A 15,465-nucleotide genomic window follows, 5' to 3' on the forward strand; every position below is an offset into this window, starting at 1 on the left:
AATGACAAGGTTGTGGAGGTTATTATTCTTCCAACAAAACCTCCAGAATCTGAATCGCGGCATCGCTAATCTTAGTCCCGGGACCAAAAACCGCCACGGCTCCGGCATCAAACAAATATTGGTAATCCTGTGCAGGGATTACACCACCTACGATGACCATAATGTCTTCGCGACCGTATTTTTTGAGTTCTTCGATTACTTGAGGAACGAGGGTTTTATGTCCGGCGGCTAAAGAGGAAACGCCTAAGATATGCACATCGTTTTCTACCGCTTGTTTGGCAGCTTCTTCCGGGGTTTGGAATAACGGACCAATGTCCACGTCAAAGCCCACATCAGCGTATCCTGTTGCGACTACCTTGGCACCACGGTCGTGACCGTCCTGTCCCATTTTGGCAATCATAATACGTGGTCGGCGACCTTCTTTCTTGGCGAAAGCGTCGGCTAATTGTTTGGCTTTTTCAAAGCTCTCGTCGTTTTTGATTTCTTTGCTATACACGCCGCTAAAACTTCTGATTTGTGCTTTATAGCGTCCGAAAACCGTTTCGAGTGCCTCACTGATTTCTCCCAGCGTGGCGCGATTTCGGGCTGCTTCTACGGCTAAAGATAATAAATTATCATTTCCGTTGATGGCACATTCGGTTAATTTGGCCAAAGACGCTTTGACTTTTGCGTCATCGCGCGTGGCTTTTATTTGTTGGAGTTGTTCAATTTGTTGTTTGCGCACCATTTGGTTATCGACATCCAAAATATGCAACGGATCTTCCTTGTCGAGACGGTATTTGTTGACCCCAACGATGATATCCTGTGCACTGTCGATACGCGCCTGTTTTCGTGCGGCGGCTTCTTCGATACGCAACTTCGGAATTCCGGCTTCGATGGCTTTGGTCATGCCGCCTAAACTTTCCACTTCTTCAATCAACGCCCAAGCTTTCTCCGCGATTTCAGCGGTTAAACTTTCCACATAATAACTACCGGCCCAAGGGTCAACGGTTTTGCAGATTTTGGTTTCTTCCTGTAAAAATATCTGGGTGTTTCGGGCAATTCGTGCTGAGAAATCGGTGGGTAATGCAATCGCTTCGTCTAACGCGTTGGTGTGCAAAGATTGTGTTCCGCCAAAAGCGGCAGCGGCAGCTTCAATGGCCGTACGTGCCACATTGTTAAACGGATCCTGTTCGGTTAAACTCCAGCCTGATGTTTGGCAATGGGTTCTGAGTGCCAATGATTTTTCGTCCTGCGGACTAAATTGTTTCAGGAGTTTGGCCCATAACATTCGTCCCGCACGCATTTTGGCAATCTCCATAAAATGGTTCATCCCAATCGCCCAAAAGAACGAAAGGCGAGGAGCGAACTCATCGATTTTCATTCCGGTAGCCAGTCCGGTTCTGATGTATTCCAAGCCATCGGCTAAAGTGTATGCCAACTCAATATCGGCGGTCGCTCCGGCTTCCTGCATGTGGTAACCCGAAATGGAAATCGAGTTGAATTTCGGCATTTTTTTGCTGGTATATTCAAAGATATCCGCAATGATTTTCATCGAAGGCGTTGGTGGATAAATATAGGTGTTACGCACCATAAACTCCTTCAGGATATCGTTTTGTATCGTCCCTGAAAGTTGCTCTGGCAATACGCCCTGTTCTTCAGCAGCGACAATGTAGAAAGCCATAATAGGTAAAACGGCACCGTTCATGGTCATGGAAACCGACATTTCATTTAACGGAATCTGGTCAAACAAAACCTTCATGTCTTCCACCGAATCAATTGCTACACCGGCTTTTCCCACATCACCAACCACACGGTCGTGATCTGAATCATAACCTCTGTGTGTAGCCAAGTCGAAAGCAACAGACAAACCTTTTTGTCCAGCGGCTAAGTTTCGGCGGTAAAACGCATTACTTTCTTCTGCAGTCGAAAATCCGGCGTATTGGCGAATTGTCCAAGGACGGCGCACATACATCGTTGCATAAGGTCCGCGTAGGTTGGGCGCAAAGCCGGCTCCGAATTCCAGATGCTCTAAATCGGTTATGTCTTCCTTCGAATAAGTCGGTTTTACTTCGATGTTTTCGGCGGTTGTAAAGCTGTCAGCTTTTAGCGGTTGGCTGTTAGCTAATTGCGGACTGCTAACGGCTGCCTGCTCTAATTTTATATGTTGGATGTTCTTTCTCGACATGCTTATTTTTTTTGAGGAGTAATTGTATTGCCAAATTCAAATGGCAGGGCGAAAGTGCAGCGAACCATTTTAATTGTCTGGTCGTACTTTTTACCCGGAATCCATTTGGGTGACAGCTTTAGTACTCGATTGACTTCTTGAGTGACTGCAGAGCCAAAATTGCCATTCACAACTCCTTCTGAAAGCGAACCGTCCTTTTCTACAATGAAAGACACGTAAAGTTTCGTTATCGATAGGCCTTCGGGAATTTTGAAATTAGCATAAAAGAACTGATAGAATTTTTCTACGCCACCCTCGAACCGTGGTAGGACATTGATATTGTCCCGACTGTAAATGTGGTTGTCAACTTCGTTTGTTGCAATTGTTGGCGGTTCAACAAGGTCGATGATTTGCTGTTGGGCAAAAATGCTTTGAATACTTAAAATAGCTATAAATACAATAATCTTCTTCATAATATCATTCTTCGGTTGCCAAACGTTCCTGTTCCAGTTTCTCAGCTAATCTTTTTTCGATAATCGGTGTGATTAAGGTTTTGCGCGGATTTTGTTTGACGAATGGGTACAATTCCAAATCGTGTTTCATTTTGTCGTTCTTGTTGGGGTATTTGTTTGTGCCCAATAAAACTTCTTTGCCGCTGTCGAACAATTCCTGTTCCTTGGCAGCGCTTTCGCTGATTTTCTTTTGGATATTGCCTTCGATGAGTTGGGTAATCAAACCGCCATTGGCTTCAATGTCTTTGAACAGGAGCAAGGCTTTTTCGGCCAATTGTTCGGTCAACGATTCGATATAGTAAGCACCATCGGCGGCATTATTGACTTTGTCGAAATAGCTTTCGTGTTTTAAGACTAACAATTGATTGCGCGCAATGCGGTCGCCAAATTCATTGTCTTTATGGTACAACGCATCGTAAGGTAAATTGGCAATGGCATCTGCTCCGCCTAAAATCGCCGACATGCATTCGGTTGTCGTGCGCAGCATATTAACGTTGTAATCGTATAAGGTTTTGTTGCGTTTCGTTGGTGTCACAACAATATGGCAATCTAAATTGTGGTTGTATTCCTTGGCTAAGGTTTGGAACAATAATCGCAGCGTACGCAATTTGGCGATTTCAAAAAAGTAATTGGTGCCTACTGATACTTCAATAGTAATAGGTTGTCCAATGCTTGGAATTCGATTGAAATATTCATTGATATGTGCCAATGTATAAGCCAATTGCTGTACCATATTGGCTCCAGCATTCTGATAGATGCCTGACTGAATATTTATGAAAGGAACTATTGGCATGTCGTTGTCCGGGTCACTAGCGGATGGTGCAAATCCTTTTACGATATTTAACTCTTTAAAATCGCTTTCAAGATTAACAAACCAATTACCATCTTTTGCCAACTGACCGATTGGATCAACCTGGATTATGAATTTTGACTCATCATTTCTGTAAGCATAATTCATAATCTTAATCTGCATGTAATCGATATCCAAAAACGGCAGATTAAAATAATAGAGGGTATTTTCTATCGGAAGGTCTTTCATTAATTCTTCAATAGAAACAGTGTCATTCTCAATGGTAAAACGAATGCTTTCGGCACCGCGGTTTAAGGCCTCTAATGCTCTTTTATTGGATAAGGCCACATCGTGGACAAAGATGTTTTGCAGTATGGAAAAACTGTGGTCGGTTGCGATTCCACCATATTTTTTTACGTCTTCGTCAATATGATAGAAAGGCTTTACTTTGATGCCTTCCGGGCTTTCCCACACTAAAGTTTCGTTATAATCGGCGCCTTTGAGTTCGTACTGGATTTGTTGTTTCCATTGCTTGGAAGACACCGGTTCGAACCCATTGAATAAATTGTCAGCCATGATTAAGCAGTTATAAGGATTTTGATTTGGATTGCTCTTCTTTTAGGGAATCCTCTTCAAATTCGATGATGTAAACGTCTTCGCTGTCGCGTTTCATATAGTATTTTTCGCGGGCGTATTTTTCGATTTGATCAGGATTTTTGAGGAGTTTGATATTCTCCTGGTCTTTTCTGATTTCTTCCTGATAGTATTTTTTATTGTCTTCCAATTCATCAAGTTGCTTGTTCAAAACACGTTGTTCCATATAGGAAGTATTGTCGATGAAAAGCATCCAAACGGTGAAAAAACACAACACAATAACATATCTGTTTCCGAGAATTTTCAGAATGGGATATTTATCGGTTAAGTTTTTAAAGAAGCTCATAAATGGATTTTAGGTAATTCTTTGGTTGATTACGGCTCTTACGACGTCAATCGCCACGGTATTGTATTTGTCATTCGGGATGATGATATCGGCAAAAGCTTTTGTTGGTTCGATGAACTGTTGGTGCATTGGTTTCAAAGTCGTTTGGTAACGGTTGAGCACTTCTTCCATGTCACGGCCACGCTCGGCAATGTCTCTTTTTAATCGTCTGATCAAACGTTCGTCAGAATCGGCAGTCACAAAAATCTTTACATCAAACAAATCACGTAGTTCCGGGCTGGTTAGGATTAAAATACCTTCAACAATCATTACTTTTCTCGGATGGGTTACAATGCAGTCATCGGTCCTGTTGTGTGTGATGAACGAATAAACCGGTTGCTCAATGGTTTTGCCTTCTTTCAAATCTTTGAGGTGCTGTACCAAAAGATCAAAATCAATGGCGCGAGGATGGTCAAAGTTGATTAAGGCTCTTTCTTCAAAACTCAGATTATTGTTTTCTTTATAATAAGAGTCTTGCGAAATCACGCCCACTTCTGTCTCGGGCAATTCATTCATGATTTGGTGCACTACGGTTGTTTTTCCACTTCCTGTTCCACCGGCAATTCCAATGATAAGCATATATAGTTGTGTTATTTTTACTGAGAACAAAAATAGAAATTATATCGGAAGAGAATTTTATTTTTTAGAGAAAAGAGAAAAGAAAATAGAGAAAAGAAAAATGTAACGCGGAGCTTTGACGAGTTGGGTTCTTTTTGGCAGGATTAGATATCCTGATTAGAGCTTTATTACAAGTAAATCCATTTGAATGTTCCATTCAATGTATTTTTCATTTTTAAAATACCTTCAACGAGTTGGGGTGTTTTATAAAATAAAAAATCCCTTCTGTTACACAGAAAGGATTTACTCGGTCGGGGTGGCAGGATTCGAACCTGCGACCTCCTGGTCCCAAACCAGGCGCGATAACCGGGCTACGCTACACCCCGAATTCCCTTAAAAAGGGAGTGCAAATATAAAGCTATTATTTATTTTTCAAAGCATAATATAAAATTATTTTTTCATAGCTTTTTCTGATTTAAGGAGATTAATTTTTTCATTTTAAACAGTTACATTTGCAACCGAAATAAAACACAAATCATGTCAGATACTATAGAAAAAATTAAATGCCTTATAATAGGTTCAGGACCTGCGGGCTATACAGCAGCCATTTATGCAGCCAGAGCCAATATGAATCCAGTGCTTTACCAGGGAACACAACCGGGTGGACAATTGACCACGACCAATGAAGTAGAAAATTTCCCGGGTTATCCTGATGGGGTTACCGGACCGGAAATGATGGTACAACTACAGGAACAAGCCAAGCGTTTCGGAACTGATGTTCGCGATGGTTGGGCCACCAAAGTTGATTTTTCAGGACCAGTTCATAAAGTTTGGATTAATGATAGCATCGAACTTCATGCAGAAACGGTAATTATTTCTACCGGTGCTTCAGCAAAATATTTAGGTTTGGCGTCTGAGCAACATTATCTGCAAATGGGTGGTGGTGTTTCGGCTTGTGCCGTATGTGACGGATTCTTTTACAGAAACCAGGAAGTAGTAATTGTTGGTGCCGGAGATTCAGCTTGTGAAGAAGCCCATTACTTATCTAAATTGTGTAAAAAAGTAACCATGTTGGTAAGAAGCGAGAAATTCAGAGCTTCTAAAATCATGGAAGAACGCGTACGCAAAACGGAGAACATTGAGATTTTAATGAACCATGACACGGTTGAGGTAATTGGTGATGGACAAGTAGTGACTGAAGTGAAAGCGTTGAACAAAACGACAGGAACAGAAATTACGATTCCGGCGACCGGTTTCTTTGTAGCGATTGGCCACAAACCAAACACCGATATTTTTGCCGATTATATCACGTTGGATGAAACCGGATATATCATTAATGTTCCGGGGACTTCTAAAACCAATGTAGCCGGAGTATTTGTTGCCGGTGATGCTGCCGATCATGTGTACCGTCAAGCGATTACTGCTGCGGGAACCGGTTGTATGGCGGCTTTGGATGCTGAAAGGTATTTGGCGGCTTTGGATTAAATTTTCAATATTATACCATAAAAAAATCCCTTCTGATTCAGAAGGGATTTTTTAGTCTTATTACTTTTTTCCTTGATGAAAAAAGTAATCAAAAAAATCAAGCCTGCATAGTCTTATCTTGAAAACTAACCTCGAATGTCATTCCGAGCCCCAAGCCGCTCGCTGTGATCGTCTCGTGGAATTCTGCCACTCCATTCATCGTTGTTTTGCTGCGCCTGTTCGCTTCGCTCGAGTCTACGCTAATTCTATGAGGGCGGTTTCTTTCTTACGCTATTGTGCTTAGAAAGCTCCTTTTACGCCAGTGTAGATTTCAAAATCCGTTTAGAATTTTCGAAGCCTTGGAAAAAATTTAGGATTTTGAAATTGGTTTTGCGAAGCAAAAACACCTTCGTAAAAGTGCCCTTTCTTTTGGTTCGTTTTCTTTGGGCAAGCAAAGAAAAGGAACAGAAAATCACATAAAAAATCCCGCTCAAAGACGGGATTTTATTTTATTTGGATGGCTTCTTTCTGAGTTCGGCACTATCGGCAAAGCGTTTCATGTCTATTTTCACCGGTTCGCCATACAATTGGATTTCGCTGTTTCCTGAGGCATCAATAGTAACAACGTTACTGACACCAATACTGCCTTTGGCATAACTACCGGTTTCGAGTAAGGCATTTTTAGCGGTTAGTTTTTTTCCGATGAAATCGGAGTTATTGTCTAAGCGTAATTTTAATTCTAGGATGTCGCCTTCAATTTCGGCGGATGATTTTTGATACATGTCAAATCGCATTTCACTTGACGAAATCAACGCTTTTACATAGGCACTTTTGCTGAGGTCAATGGCAGTTTTAACCGATTTTAAATTGAGTTCCACTTTTGATTTATCATTGGCCATCAAAGTGAAGTTTTTGGTATTGGCGTTGAGGAATAATTTGGCATAATCATAACTTTTAAAAGTCACATTGTCCAAAACCACATCGGAAAGCGCAGTTACATTGGTTTCATCTTTGGCAATGACCATATTGAATTGGTCATTGTAGGTCACGCGAACACTCAGTTTTTTATAACTTGAAATGTCTCTTGTGGTTGAAATTCTGAGTGTGCTTCCGGCCAGTTTGTATTCTACGAATTCAATCAGGTTATCGTCGGCTTCGACTTCAAGGGCACATTCATTTCCTTTTACTAAAAAAACTTCGAGATTGTCTTCCACTTCCAGGCTGACAAAATCGCCAACTTGTTTCTGTTCGAGTTTGACAATTTTAGATCCTTTCACTTTCTCCTTTTTTTGGGCAAAAGAAAGAGCAGTGAGTAAAAGAAAGCTAAATAGTATAATTTTTTTCATAAAAGTAGGTGGTTAGGTTGTTACTTCGTACAGTTCGGCCTTGCGGCCTCGAGTGTCAAAAATAGAAAAAAAAACATCCCAATTTTCATTGAGATGTTTTATTAACTTATTCTTTCGAAACACTTCCGCCGGAGCTTTCTTCCTTTCGGACTTCCTTGGCTTGTCCGACGTAGTTTATTGAGCTGCCACTTGAGGCTTTGGCATCTAATAATACGGCTGCATTTACTGATGATGAACTTCCGCTTGAGGATTGTGCAAACACTTCGTTGGCAATTAATCCGGTGGCGTCAATGGTACTTCCGCTGGAAGAAGCAGTGTTTAATTTCAATGCTTTTCCTTTGACTCTTTGTTCACTTCCGCTGGAAGTTTCCAAAGTAATATTATCGGCTTCCACATCGGCTTCTAAGGTACTTCCGCTGCTTGATTTGATTAAGATATCAAATGCAGTCAGTGTATTTCCTGATTTCAGCGTTGAACCACTGGTACTTTCCAGGCTCACAATTTTTGGCATGTGAACGATGATTTTTTTTGACTTTACATTGATGTAGTTGTCATACTCAGAACTGATATCCAAAGTACCATTTTGAATGGTAGTGTGGATTCCGTTGATCAGATTGTCATCGGCTTCTACCGTTACTTCCAGCTTGTCTGAAATGAATACTTCACACTCCAAGCCTTGGCTTACGGTAACTTTATCAAAGTTGGATACATTTCTTTTTTCGGTTACTACATTACCGCTTCCGGTGATGCTGTTGGCAAAATCAATATTGTGATTACATGAGGTAAGCGATAATGCTACCAGTGTAGCGGCTACCAATTTTGAAATGAAAATTGCAAATTTTGTCATGATTATTCAGTTTTAATGATTACTCCGTCACTTCCTACTGTTAATTTTCCTTTTTTATCTGACTTATCTGATTTACCTGTTTTGGTTTCGGTAACTACTTTTCCATTTACTTTTACCGTAACTACATCAGTTGAGTCATTTTCGTTTGTTATATTGATTTCTTCACCTTCTACATCTCCATATTCGTTTTCTTCAGGTGGACAATCCAAACATTTTATTTGGTTTTCCTCTACTTTATAAGTGTATTTTCCTGAACTGTAGTGCAGATTGAAATACTGATTATTTGATCTGTCAAAGTGTTGTACAGTTTCATCTGCTACAAACACAGTTCCTTTTGGAAGATACAAGAACAATTCTACATGTTGGTTTCTGTATTTGCTCGCCATTTCGGTTACCAAATAATTGTCTAATAACAATTGGTTGCCTACGACTTTGAAGCCATATTTGATTTTTTCTGCTCTAACATTGGCTTCTTTAAACGATTTCCCATCAGCTAATCTTTCAATTTGAAGATAAGGTTGTGGTTTATCGGTGCTTTTGATTTCAAAACTGATTTCATTTGAATAAATCACTTCGTTTTTAGAAGAATCCTGTGTGAAAGAAAAACTTTCACGGTCATAAACATTTTTAGAGAAGAAATCATTGTTTACAAATTTGATTTGCAAAGTGTCAGTCGGCTGAACGTTGATTACTTCTTTTTGTACTGTTTTACCTTCGAAAGCAGATTCAGTAGATTGTTTGATGCCAATGATTACTAAAGCACCTACGGCAAAAATCCAAATGCCTAATAAACTGTATTTAGCGGCTGCACCCAGCGATTTCATATTGGCTACCAATAATTTCAATCCTAATAATAAGAAGAAGAAGAAAGGAATACCGATGGCTAAGAAACCTAACAATCCAAAAATCCATAACGGAACATCAGTATAGTTTACCGCGTCAACATAACGTTGCCATGGCGCATCAATAAAAGAAGTAGTTCCGAAAGTAAAAAGGGCGATAAACAACCCGGCCAAACTCATTGCTGAGAATACTAAGATTATAGCTCCTAATACTTTAGCGAATACACCGAATATTTTCATGATAACATCTCCGATTCCGCCGGCTACTCTCTCAGCACCCGACTTTACCTGGTTTCCCATTTCGTCGTAGTTGGCATTTTTGAATTTGTTGGCCATACTGTCAAACTCTTCTCTTACTTTTTTCTCGATATTAGAGATGGTTACCGGTTCGCCGGTCATTTCTAATTTTTCAGTAGTGGTTATTGCTTTAGGAGTCGCAATCCAAAGGATGATATAAGCGATGATACCAAAGCTGGTGAAAGCCAACAATAAGAAGATGATTTTAATCCAAACGGAATCAACTCCAAAGTAGTGTGCCAAACCGGTACAAACACCACCAATTAAACCTCTGTCTTTGTCTCTGTACAGTTTTTTTCTTGGAGGAAAATTGTAGTAAGGCTCTGATTTGGTTTCTTTAGCCTCTTCATCGTCCAATCTGTAGTCTTCCGGTTGTCCCATTACTACAATCACTTCGTCAACATCTTTATTATTGATTACGTGTTTGTCTGTTTTTTGTTTTTCAGTCAAAAGCTCGGCAACGCGCATTTCAATGTCTTTCATGATTTCGTCCTTACCGGAAGAATTAGAAAGAGAACGTTTTATAGCATCAAAATATCTTGATAATTTTTGGTATGCATCTTCATCGATATGGAAGAATAAACCACCTATATTAATATTTACTGTTTTGTTCATGATTGTTATTTTTGATTGGTTATGATGTTCACAGCGTCAGACAACTCTGTCCATGTGCCGTTCAATTCAGTTAAAAATGTTTTTCCTAATTCGGTCAAACCATAATATTTTCTTGGTGGTCCCGATGTTGATTCTTCCCAACGATAGTTGAGCAATCCGTCGTTTTTCAGTCTTGTCAATAGCGGATAAACTGTTCCCTCTACTACAAGCAATTTGGCGTTTTTTAAAGTGTCTAATATTTCAGAGGTATACGCGTCTTTTTCTTTTAGGACAGACAAGATACAAAATTCTAAAACACCTTTACGCATCTGGGCTTTTGTGTTTTCAATGTTCATAATACATGATTTAATTTTTTGTGATTAACATTCGCTTTTTGGTTGATGATTGAAACCCTTGATGATGATTGATGATTTTTTTTTAATCTTCGGAAACACAAACAATTAGATTAGATTGTTTTTCTCCGGCTAATTTGACAACATATTTTTCGTTTTGGCTCATGGAAAAGGTCAATCGGTTGTCACCTTCTTTTTGAAACTTTCTTGTCAAAATAACCCTGTCTCTCTGGTCTGTTACAACAATGTTGAGGTTGTCTTCTTTTTTGAGGCTGAATTTTAGATTAACATCCAGTTCATCTTTGGCCACAATTTCGAATTGATGATTTTCTTTTTGTGCTGAAGCTTTAATTCCGGCAGACTTTTGCGGCAGTTGATTAATTCTGATTGCATTTTGGTCCTGAGCCATTAATTTAGTTGTCATTGCAACTGTAAATACTGTGATTAAGAGTAAATGTTTCATTTTGATTGATTTTTAGTGATTGATGATTGATTGATTTTTAGTGATTGATGATTGATTGATTGATTGATTGATTGATTGATTGATTGATTGATTGATTGATTGATTGATTGATTGATTGATGATGTTCTTTAGTGATTACTTAAAGAATGTTATGCTTAACGGATATTTATAGGCTTCTCCATTGGAAGCTTTTACTGCGGCATATATAGTTAAAATAAATTCTATCACTTTTAGGAAACAAAATAGGAGCACAGCTACGATTCCCAGGATGGCTAATCCGGTAATGTTTTCGCCACTCAAATGATTAATGATAAAATCGTCATTGAAGTGGATGTCGTGGAGAGGAACATTTTTAAAAATCGAATAAATTAAAATCGGGATGGCAATTAAACACAATACAACAGTATATAAAAACAGACTCAATTGAAAATTCAAGACATTTTTACCGTTGGCATTCACAAATTCTGATTCGTTTTTCTTGGCGCTCCAAATTACAATTGGGAAAATATAATTTCCCAAAGGAATAAAATACTGTATCAAAACACTGAGGTGTAGTAATGTAGCAATGCTTTTTTCGTTGTTAGTTGTCATTTTATTTGATTTTAAGTTGATGATTAGAATTGATTCTTAATAATACTATTGATAGGCTATTAATTTCTTATACAAAGATAAGTCTAAAAAAAGGTATTATGCAATACAAAGTACTTAAAATTAACAAAATATTAACAATTGAATAATCAGTGAATGCCAAGTCTTTTTTTGTACTTTTATAGCAAAATCAAGCACTTATGGAATTTTCACCTTCAAAATTAAATACTTTTTTATTTTTCAAATTACCGTCCGCTTTTTGGTCTGGTGTCAGGGTGAAGTCCATTTCGAATGACCAATGTGTCGTAACGGTAAAGCATCGCTGGTTCAACCAAAATCCTTTTAAATCCATGTATTTTGCAGTGCAGGCGATGGCTGCCGAGTTGACTACCGGTGCTTTAGTCATGATGCAAATCAAAAACTCTAAAAGGAATATCTCTATGCTGGTCGCCAATAATAACGCCAACTTTACTAAAAAAGCCACCGGAAGGATCACTTTTACCTGTAATGATGGTCATTTGATAGCAGAAGCGATTCAAAGAACTATAGCCACAGGTGAAGGACAAACCTTCTGGATGAAATCAATCGGCGTCAACGAAAAAGGCGAACAGGTTTCCGAGTTGAACTTTGAATGGAGCATCAAATTGAAGTAAGGAACAAACGTTAAACCCTTTATAATTAGGGTTTTTTTATGATTGTTTGGTTGTAAATTTGGTAAAAATCACTAAGATGACGATTCTAATTACAGGCGCGACGGGTTTGATTGGCCATGAATTGGTACAATTCTTATTAGCAAAAAGCCACATTATTCATTATTTAACGACTTCAAAAGAAAAGATTGAAGCGGAATCCAATTATATAGGTTTCTATTGGAATCCGCAGGAAGGGAAAATAGACGAGAATTGTATTTTTGGTGTGGATGTGATTGTTCACCTGGCCGGAGCCAATATTGCCAAACGTTGGACAGATACTTATAAGCAGGAAATCATCGAGAGTCGTATTTTATCCAGCGAACTTCTTTTTAATCTGGTTAAGAAAACTCCAAATCAGATTAAGCAAATTATCTCCGCTTCGGGAACGGCCATTTATCCTGACAGTATTTCCAAAGTATATGACGAAAGCACCGCAGAAACTGAAGACAGCTTTTTGTCGAATGTGGTCAAAAAATGGGAGGAGAGTGTCAACGTTTTTCAGGTATTGGGCATCAGAGTCTGTAAGCTGAGAACCGGAATCGTATTGTCCAATAAAGGCGGCGCTTTACCTGAAATGGCAAAGCCAATTAAATTAGGTCTTGGTTCGGTTATGGGTTCGGGAAAACAAATGCAATCCTGGATACATATTAATGACTTGGTAGCATTGTACACTTTTGCGATTGAAAACCAACTTGAAGGGGTTTACAATGCGGTTACACCCAATCCGATAAGCAATAAAGTATTGACTAAAGTCATTGCGAAAGCACTAAAGAAACCATTGTGGCTGCCCAATACCCCAGAGTTTGTAATGAAACTGATCTTAGGAGAAATGGCTTACCTGCTTTTTTCCAGCAAAAACCTTAGCGCTGATAAGATATTGGAAACGGGTTTCCAATTTCAGTTCCTTGATATAGAAAAGGCTATTCCCGATTTATATCCATAAAAAAAGCGCTGTCATCTGACAGCGCTTTTTTTACTATAAAGATTGTTGAATTAATAATTTATGCTAACCTAAAATGTATGATTCTTATTAATATGCTAACAAATTTAGTCAAAACGAAAACGTAATAGTCTTAAAATTATATTAAAATTAGGTTAAATGATTTAGCCCAATTCGAATTAAATCAAACAAAAAGCAATGACAATTTGACATTTTAAAAGAAATGGCAGTACTTTTGCATTCCGAATTCCCGGAGAAAATTCCGAAAATGAAAATCAAGAAATTTTTTAAAAATACACCAACAATGAATAAGGATAAGACGGAAAAAGAGCCTATTGAAAACCCAATTGAAAATGGGACCAATGAAATTGAAACGGCAGAAGAACTGAGTGTTGAAGCGCAACTTCAGGAAGAATTAGCCAAAGAGAAAGACAAATTTTTACGCCTTTTTGCTGAATTTGAAAACTTCAAAAAAAGAACAGCCAAAGAACGCATTGATTTATTCAAAACTGCCAATCAGGAAGTATTGCAGGCGATGTTGCCGGTTTTAGACGATTTTGACAGAGCGATGGTGCAAATTGCCAAAAGCGATGATGAACTATTGTTAAAAGGTGTCGAATTGATTCACGAAAAGCTAAAAAGCACTCTGGTTTCAAAAGGTTTGGAACAAGTTGAGCTTAATGCAGGCGATGATTTCAATGCCGATTTTGCAGAAGCGATTACCCAAATTCCTGCACCAAGTGCGGATTTGAAAGGTAAAATTGTTGATGTTGTAGAAAAAGGATATAAATTGGGCGACAAAATTATTCGTTTTCCAAAAGTGGTAATCGGACAATAACATAGAGTATGAGCAAAAAAGATTTTTACGAGATATTGGGCGTTTCCAAAGATGCTACTCAAGAACAAATAAAGAAAGCTTACCGAAAAAAAGCCATCGAGTTTCACCCTGATAAAAATCCGGGGAATAAAGAAGCGGAAGAGAACTTTAAAACGGCAGCTGAAGCTTACGAAGTGTTGGGTGATCCGGACAAAAAAGCCAAATATGATCAATATGGTCACGCAGCCTTTGACGGTGCAGGCGGTTTTGGCGGTGGTCATCACATGAACATGGATGATATTTTCAGCCAGTTTGGAGATATCTTCGGTGGTGCTTTTGGCGGCGGCGGATTTGGCGGATTTGGTGGTAACTCAGGTGGTCAGCGTCGTGCCAAAGGAAGCAATCTTCGTATTAAAGTTAAAATGACCTTGGAAGAAATTGCCAATGGTGTAGAGAAAAAAGTAAAAGTAAAACGCAAGGTGCAGGCACCAGGCGTAAAATATAAAACCTGTACCACTTGTAATGGGCAGGGACAAGTATTGCGTGTAACCAATACAATTTTGGGCCGCATGCAGTCGGCCACGACCTGTCACACTTGTGGTGGTGTTGGCCAAATCATTGACAGCAAACCTAACAATGCCGATGCACACGGAATGATATTGGAGGACGAAACTGTTTCTATCAAAATCCCGGCAGGTGTTGTTGATGGAATGCAGCTGAAAGTATCAAGCAAAGGAAACGATGCTCCGGGTAACGGAATCCCTGGAGATTTGATTGTGGTGATTGAGGAGTTAGAGCACGAATTCTTAAAGCGTGAAGGTGAAAATCTTCATTATGATTTATACATCAGCTTTGCCGAAGCCGCTTTGGGTGTTTCCAAAGAGATTGAAGCCGTTAACGGAAAGGTCAGAATCAAGCTGGAAGACGGAATCCAATCGGGTAAGATTTTACGTTTGAAAGGCAAAGGAATTCCAAGTCTTAATAGTTATGGTAGCGGCGATTTGTTGGTGCATGTAAATGTTTGGACGCCAAAGAGTTTGACTAAAGAGCAACGTCAGTTTTTTGAAAAATCATTAACAGATGTCAACTTTATTCCGAAACCTGAAAAGAGCGACAAATCTTTTTTTGAAAAAGTAAAAGATATGTTTTCATAATTAAAAAAATAGTTTTACATTTGGTTATTACTTGGAAACAAGTAATTTCTTTTTCATAGCAATTTTTCCCATCCTTTTGTAAA

General features: G+C 38.9%; 16 protein-coding genes and 1 tRNA gene. 5 read left to right on the plus strand and 12 right to left on the minus strand.

The annotated features are described in order from the left end of the window. Positions 1-22 precede the first annotated feature (22 nt). The 6 genes from scpA to P1K33_RS08340 form a co-directional block, all read right to left on the minus strand. Positions 23-2,167, minus strand: a complete 2,145-nt coding sequence (gene scpA, locus P1K33_RS08315) for a methylmalonyl-CoA mutase (protein WP_284652479.1) — start codon at positions 2,165-2,167, stop codon at positions 23-25. A gap of 2 nt (positions 2,168-2,169) precedes the next feature. After that, a complete protein-coding gene (locus P1K33_RS08320) occupies positions 2,170-2,619 on the minus strand; it encodes a hypothetical protein (RefSeq protein ID WP_284652480.1) in 450 nt (149 codons plus the stop codon). Positions 2,620-2,623: 4 nt separating this feature from the next. Then, complete coding sequence (locus P1K33_RS08325) at positions 2,624-4,024, minus strand: methylmalonyl-CoA mutase subunit beta (RefSeq protein ID WP_284652481.1); 1,401 nt, start codon at positions 4,022-4,024, stop codon at positions 2,624-2,626. Between the two features lie 10 nt (positions 4,025-4,034). Further along, positions 4,035-4,388, minus strand: a complete 354-nt coding sequence (locus P1K33_RS08330; protein ID WP_284652482.1) for an FtsB family cell division protein — start codon at positions 4,386-4,388, stop codon at positions 4,035-4,037. Between the two features lie 9 nt (positions 4,389-4,397). Further along, positions 4,398-5,006 (minus strand): uridine kinase, encoded by a 609-nt coding sequence (gene udk / locus P1K33_RS08335; protein WP_284652483.1) that lies wholly within the window; start codon positions 5,004-5,006, stop codon positions 4,398-4,400. Between the two features lie 290 nt (positions 5,007-5,296). Further along, a tRNA-Pro gene (locus P1K33_RS08340) sits at positions 5,297-5,371 on the minus strand. Positions 5,372-5,522: 151 nt separating this feature from the next. On the opposite strand from P1K33_RS08340, the gene trxB reads away from it, so the two are divergent. After that, the gene (gene trxB / locus P1K33_RS08345; RefSeq protein WP_284652484.1) at positions 5,523-6,470 is read left to right on the plus strand and encodes a thioredoxin-disulfide reductase; all 948 of its coding nucleotides are present in this window, start codon (positions 5,523-5,525) and stop codon (positions 6,468-6,470) included. Positions 6,471-6,958: 488 nt separating this feature from the next. On the opposite strand, the gene P1K33_RS08350 is transcribed toward trxB, so the two are convergent. The 6 genes from P1K33_RS08350 to P1K33_RS08375 form a co-directional block, all read right to left on the minus strand. Continuing rightward, positions 6,959-7,795 carry a GIN domain-containing protein gene (locus P1K33_RS08350; RefSeq protein ID WP_284652485.1) on the minus strand — a complete coding sequence of 279 codons (837 nt, stop codon included), beginning with the start codon at positions 7,793-7,795 and terminating at the stop codon, positions 6,959-6,961. Positions 7,796-7,901: 106 nt separating this feature from the next. Then, positions 7,902-8,642, minus strand: a complete 741-nt coding sequence (locus P1K33_RS08355) for a head GIN domain-containing protein (protein WP_284652486.1) — start codon at positions 8,640-8,642, stop codon at positions 7,902-7,904. Between the two features lie 2 nt (positions 8,643-8,644). Further along, positions 8,645-10,396, minus strand: a complete 1,752-nt coding sequence (locus P1K33_RS08360) for a PspC domain-containing protein (protein ID WP_284652487.1) — start codon at positions 10,394-10,396, stop codon at positions 8,645-8,647. 5 nt (positions 10,397-10,401) lie between these two features. Further along, positions 10,402-10,731, minus strand: coding sequence for a PadR family transcriptional regulator (locus tag P1K33_RS08365; RefSeq protein WP_121314380.1), 330 nt, complete (start codon positions 10,729-10,731; stop codon positions 10,402-10,404). Positions 10,732-10,813: 82 nt separating this feature from the next. After that, the gene (locus P1K33_RS08370) at positions 10,814-11,191 is read right to left on the minus strand and encodes a hypothetical protein (protein WP_284652489.1); all 378 of its coding nucleotides are present in this window, start codon (positions 11,189-11,191) and stop codon (positions 10,814-10,816) included. Between the two features lie 135 nt (positions 11,192-11,326). Then, positions 11,327-11,782 carry a DUF4870 domain-containing protein gene (locus P1K33_RS08375; RefSeq protein ID WP_284652490.1) on the minus strand — a complete coding sequence of 152 codons (456 nt, stop codon included), beginning with the start codon at positions 11,780-11,782 and terminating at the stop codon, positions 11,327-11,329. Positions 11,783-11,979: 197 nt separating this feature from the next. Between P1K33_RS08375 and P1K33_RS08380 the strand changes: the two genes are divergently transcribed. From P1K33_RS08380 to dnaJ, 4 genes are all read left to right on the plus strand, one after another. Beyond that, a complete protein-coding gene (locus P1K33_RS08380) occupies positions 11,980-12,432 on the plus strand; it encodes a DUF4442 domain-containing protein (RefSeq protein ID WP_284652492.1) in 453 nt (150 codons plus the stop codon). A 76-nt stretch (positions 12,433-12,508) separates the two neighbouring features. Further along, positions 12,509-13,414, plus strand: coding sequence for a TIGR01777 family oxidoreductase (locus P1K33_RS08385; RefSeq protein ID WP_284652493.1), 906 nt, complete (start codon positions 12,509-12,511; stop codon positions 13,412-13,414). Positions 13,415-13,679: 265 nt separating this feature from the next. Next, a complete protein-coding gene (locus P1K33_RS08390; protein ID WP_372508220.1) occupies positions 13,680-14,249 on the plus strand; it encodes a nucleotide exchange factor GrpE in 570 nt (189 codons plus the stop codon). A gap of 8 nt (positions 14,250-14,257) precedes the next feature. Beyond that, entirely contained in the window at positions 14,258-15,382 is a 1,125-nt protein-coding gene (dnaJ, locus tag P1K33_RS08395; protein WP_284652494.1) for a molecular chaperone DnaJ, read from the plus strand. The last annotated feature ends 83 nt before the right edge of the window (positions 15,383-15,465 follow it).

It is taken from the genome of Flavobacterium terrisoli (genome assembly GCF_030167905.1).
Taxonomy (GTDB): Bacteria; Bacteroidota; Bacteroidia; order Flavobacteriales; family Flavobacteriaceae; genus Flavobacterium; species Flavobacterium terrisoli.

What these genes read in the sequence shown, in the direction of transcription:
- scpA (WP_284652479.1), bottom strand. Translation starts at nt 2,167, where the DNA reads ATGTCGAGAAAGAACATCCAACATATAAAATTAGAGCAGGCAGCCGTT.
- P1K33_RS08320 (WP_284652480.1), bottom strand. Translation starts at nt 2,619, where the DNA reads ATGAAGAAGATTATTGTATTTATAGCTATTTTAAGTATTCAAAGCATT.
- P1K33_RS08325 (WP_284652481.1), bottom strand. Translation starts at nt 4,024, where the DNA reads ATGGCTGACAATTTATTCAATGGGTTCGAACCGGTGTCTTCCAAGCAA.
- P1K33_RS08330 (WP_284652482.1), bottom strand. Translation starts at nt 4,388, where the DNA reads ATGAGCTTCTTTAAAAACTTAACCGATAAATATCCCATTCTGAAAATT.
- udk (WP_284652483.1), bottom strand. Translation starts at nt 5,006, where the DNA reads ATGCTTATCATTGGAATTGCCGGTGGAACAGGAAGTGGAAAAACAACC.
- trxB (WP_284652484.1), top strand. Translation starts at nt 5,523, where the DNA reads ATGTCAGATACTATAGAAAAAATTAAATGCCTTATAATAGGTTCAGGA.
- P1K33_RS08350 (WP_284652485.1), bottom strand. Translation starts at nt 7,795, where the DNA reads ATGAAAAAAATTATACTATTTAGCTTTCTTTTACTCACTGCTCTTTCT.
- P1K33_RS08355 (WP_284652486.1), bottom strand. Translation starts at nt 8,642, where the DNA reads ATGACAAAATTTGCAATTTTCATTTCAAAATTGGTAGCCGCTACACTG.
- P1K33_RS08360 (WP_284652487.1), bottom strand. Translation starts at nt 10,396, where the DNA reads ATGAACAAAACAGTAAATATTAATATAGGTGGTTTATTCTTCCATATC.
- P1K33_RS08365 (WP_121314380.1), bottom strand. Translation starts at nt 10,731, where the DNA reads ATGAACATTGAAAACACAAAAGCCCAGATGCGTAAAGGTGTTTTAGAA.
- P1K33_RS08370 (WP_284652489.1), bottom strand. Translation starts at nt 11,191, where the DNA reads ATGAAACATTTACTCTTAATCACAGTATTTACAGTTGCAATGACAACT.
- P1K33_RS08375 (WP_284652490.1), bottom strand. Translation starts at nt 11,782, where the DNA reads ATGACAACTAACAACGAAAAAAGCATTGCTACATTACTACACCTCAGT.
- P1K33_RS08380 (WP_284652492.1), top strand. Translation starts at nt 11,980, where the DNA reads ATGGAATTTTCACCTTCAAAATTAAATACTTTTTTATTTTTCAAATTA.
- P1K33_RS08385 (WP_284652493.1), top strand. Translation starts at nt 12,509, where the DNA reads ATGACGATTCTAATTACAGGCGCGACGGGTTTGATTGGCCATGAATTG.
- P1K33_RS08390 (WP_372508220.1), top strand. Translation starts at nt 13,680, where the DNA reads ATGAAAATCAAGAAATTTTTTAAAAATACACCAACAATGAATAAGGAT.
- dnaJ (WP_284652494.1), top strand. Translation starts at nt 14,258, where the DNA reads ATGAGCAAAAAAGATTTTTACGAGATATTGGGCGTTTCCAAAGATGCT.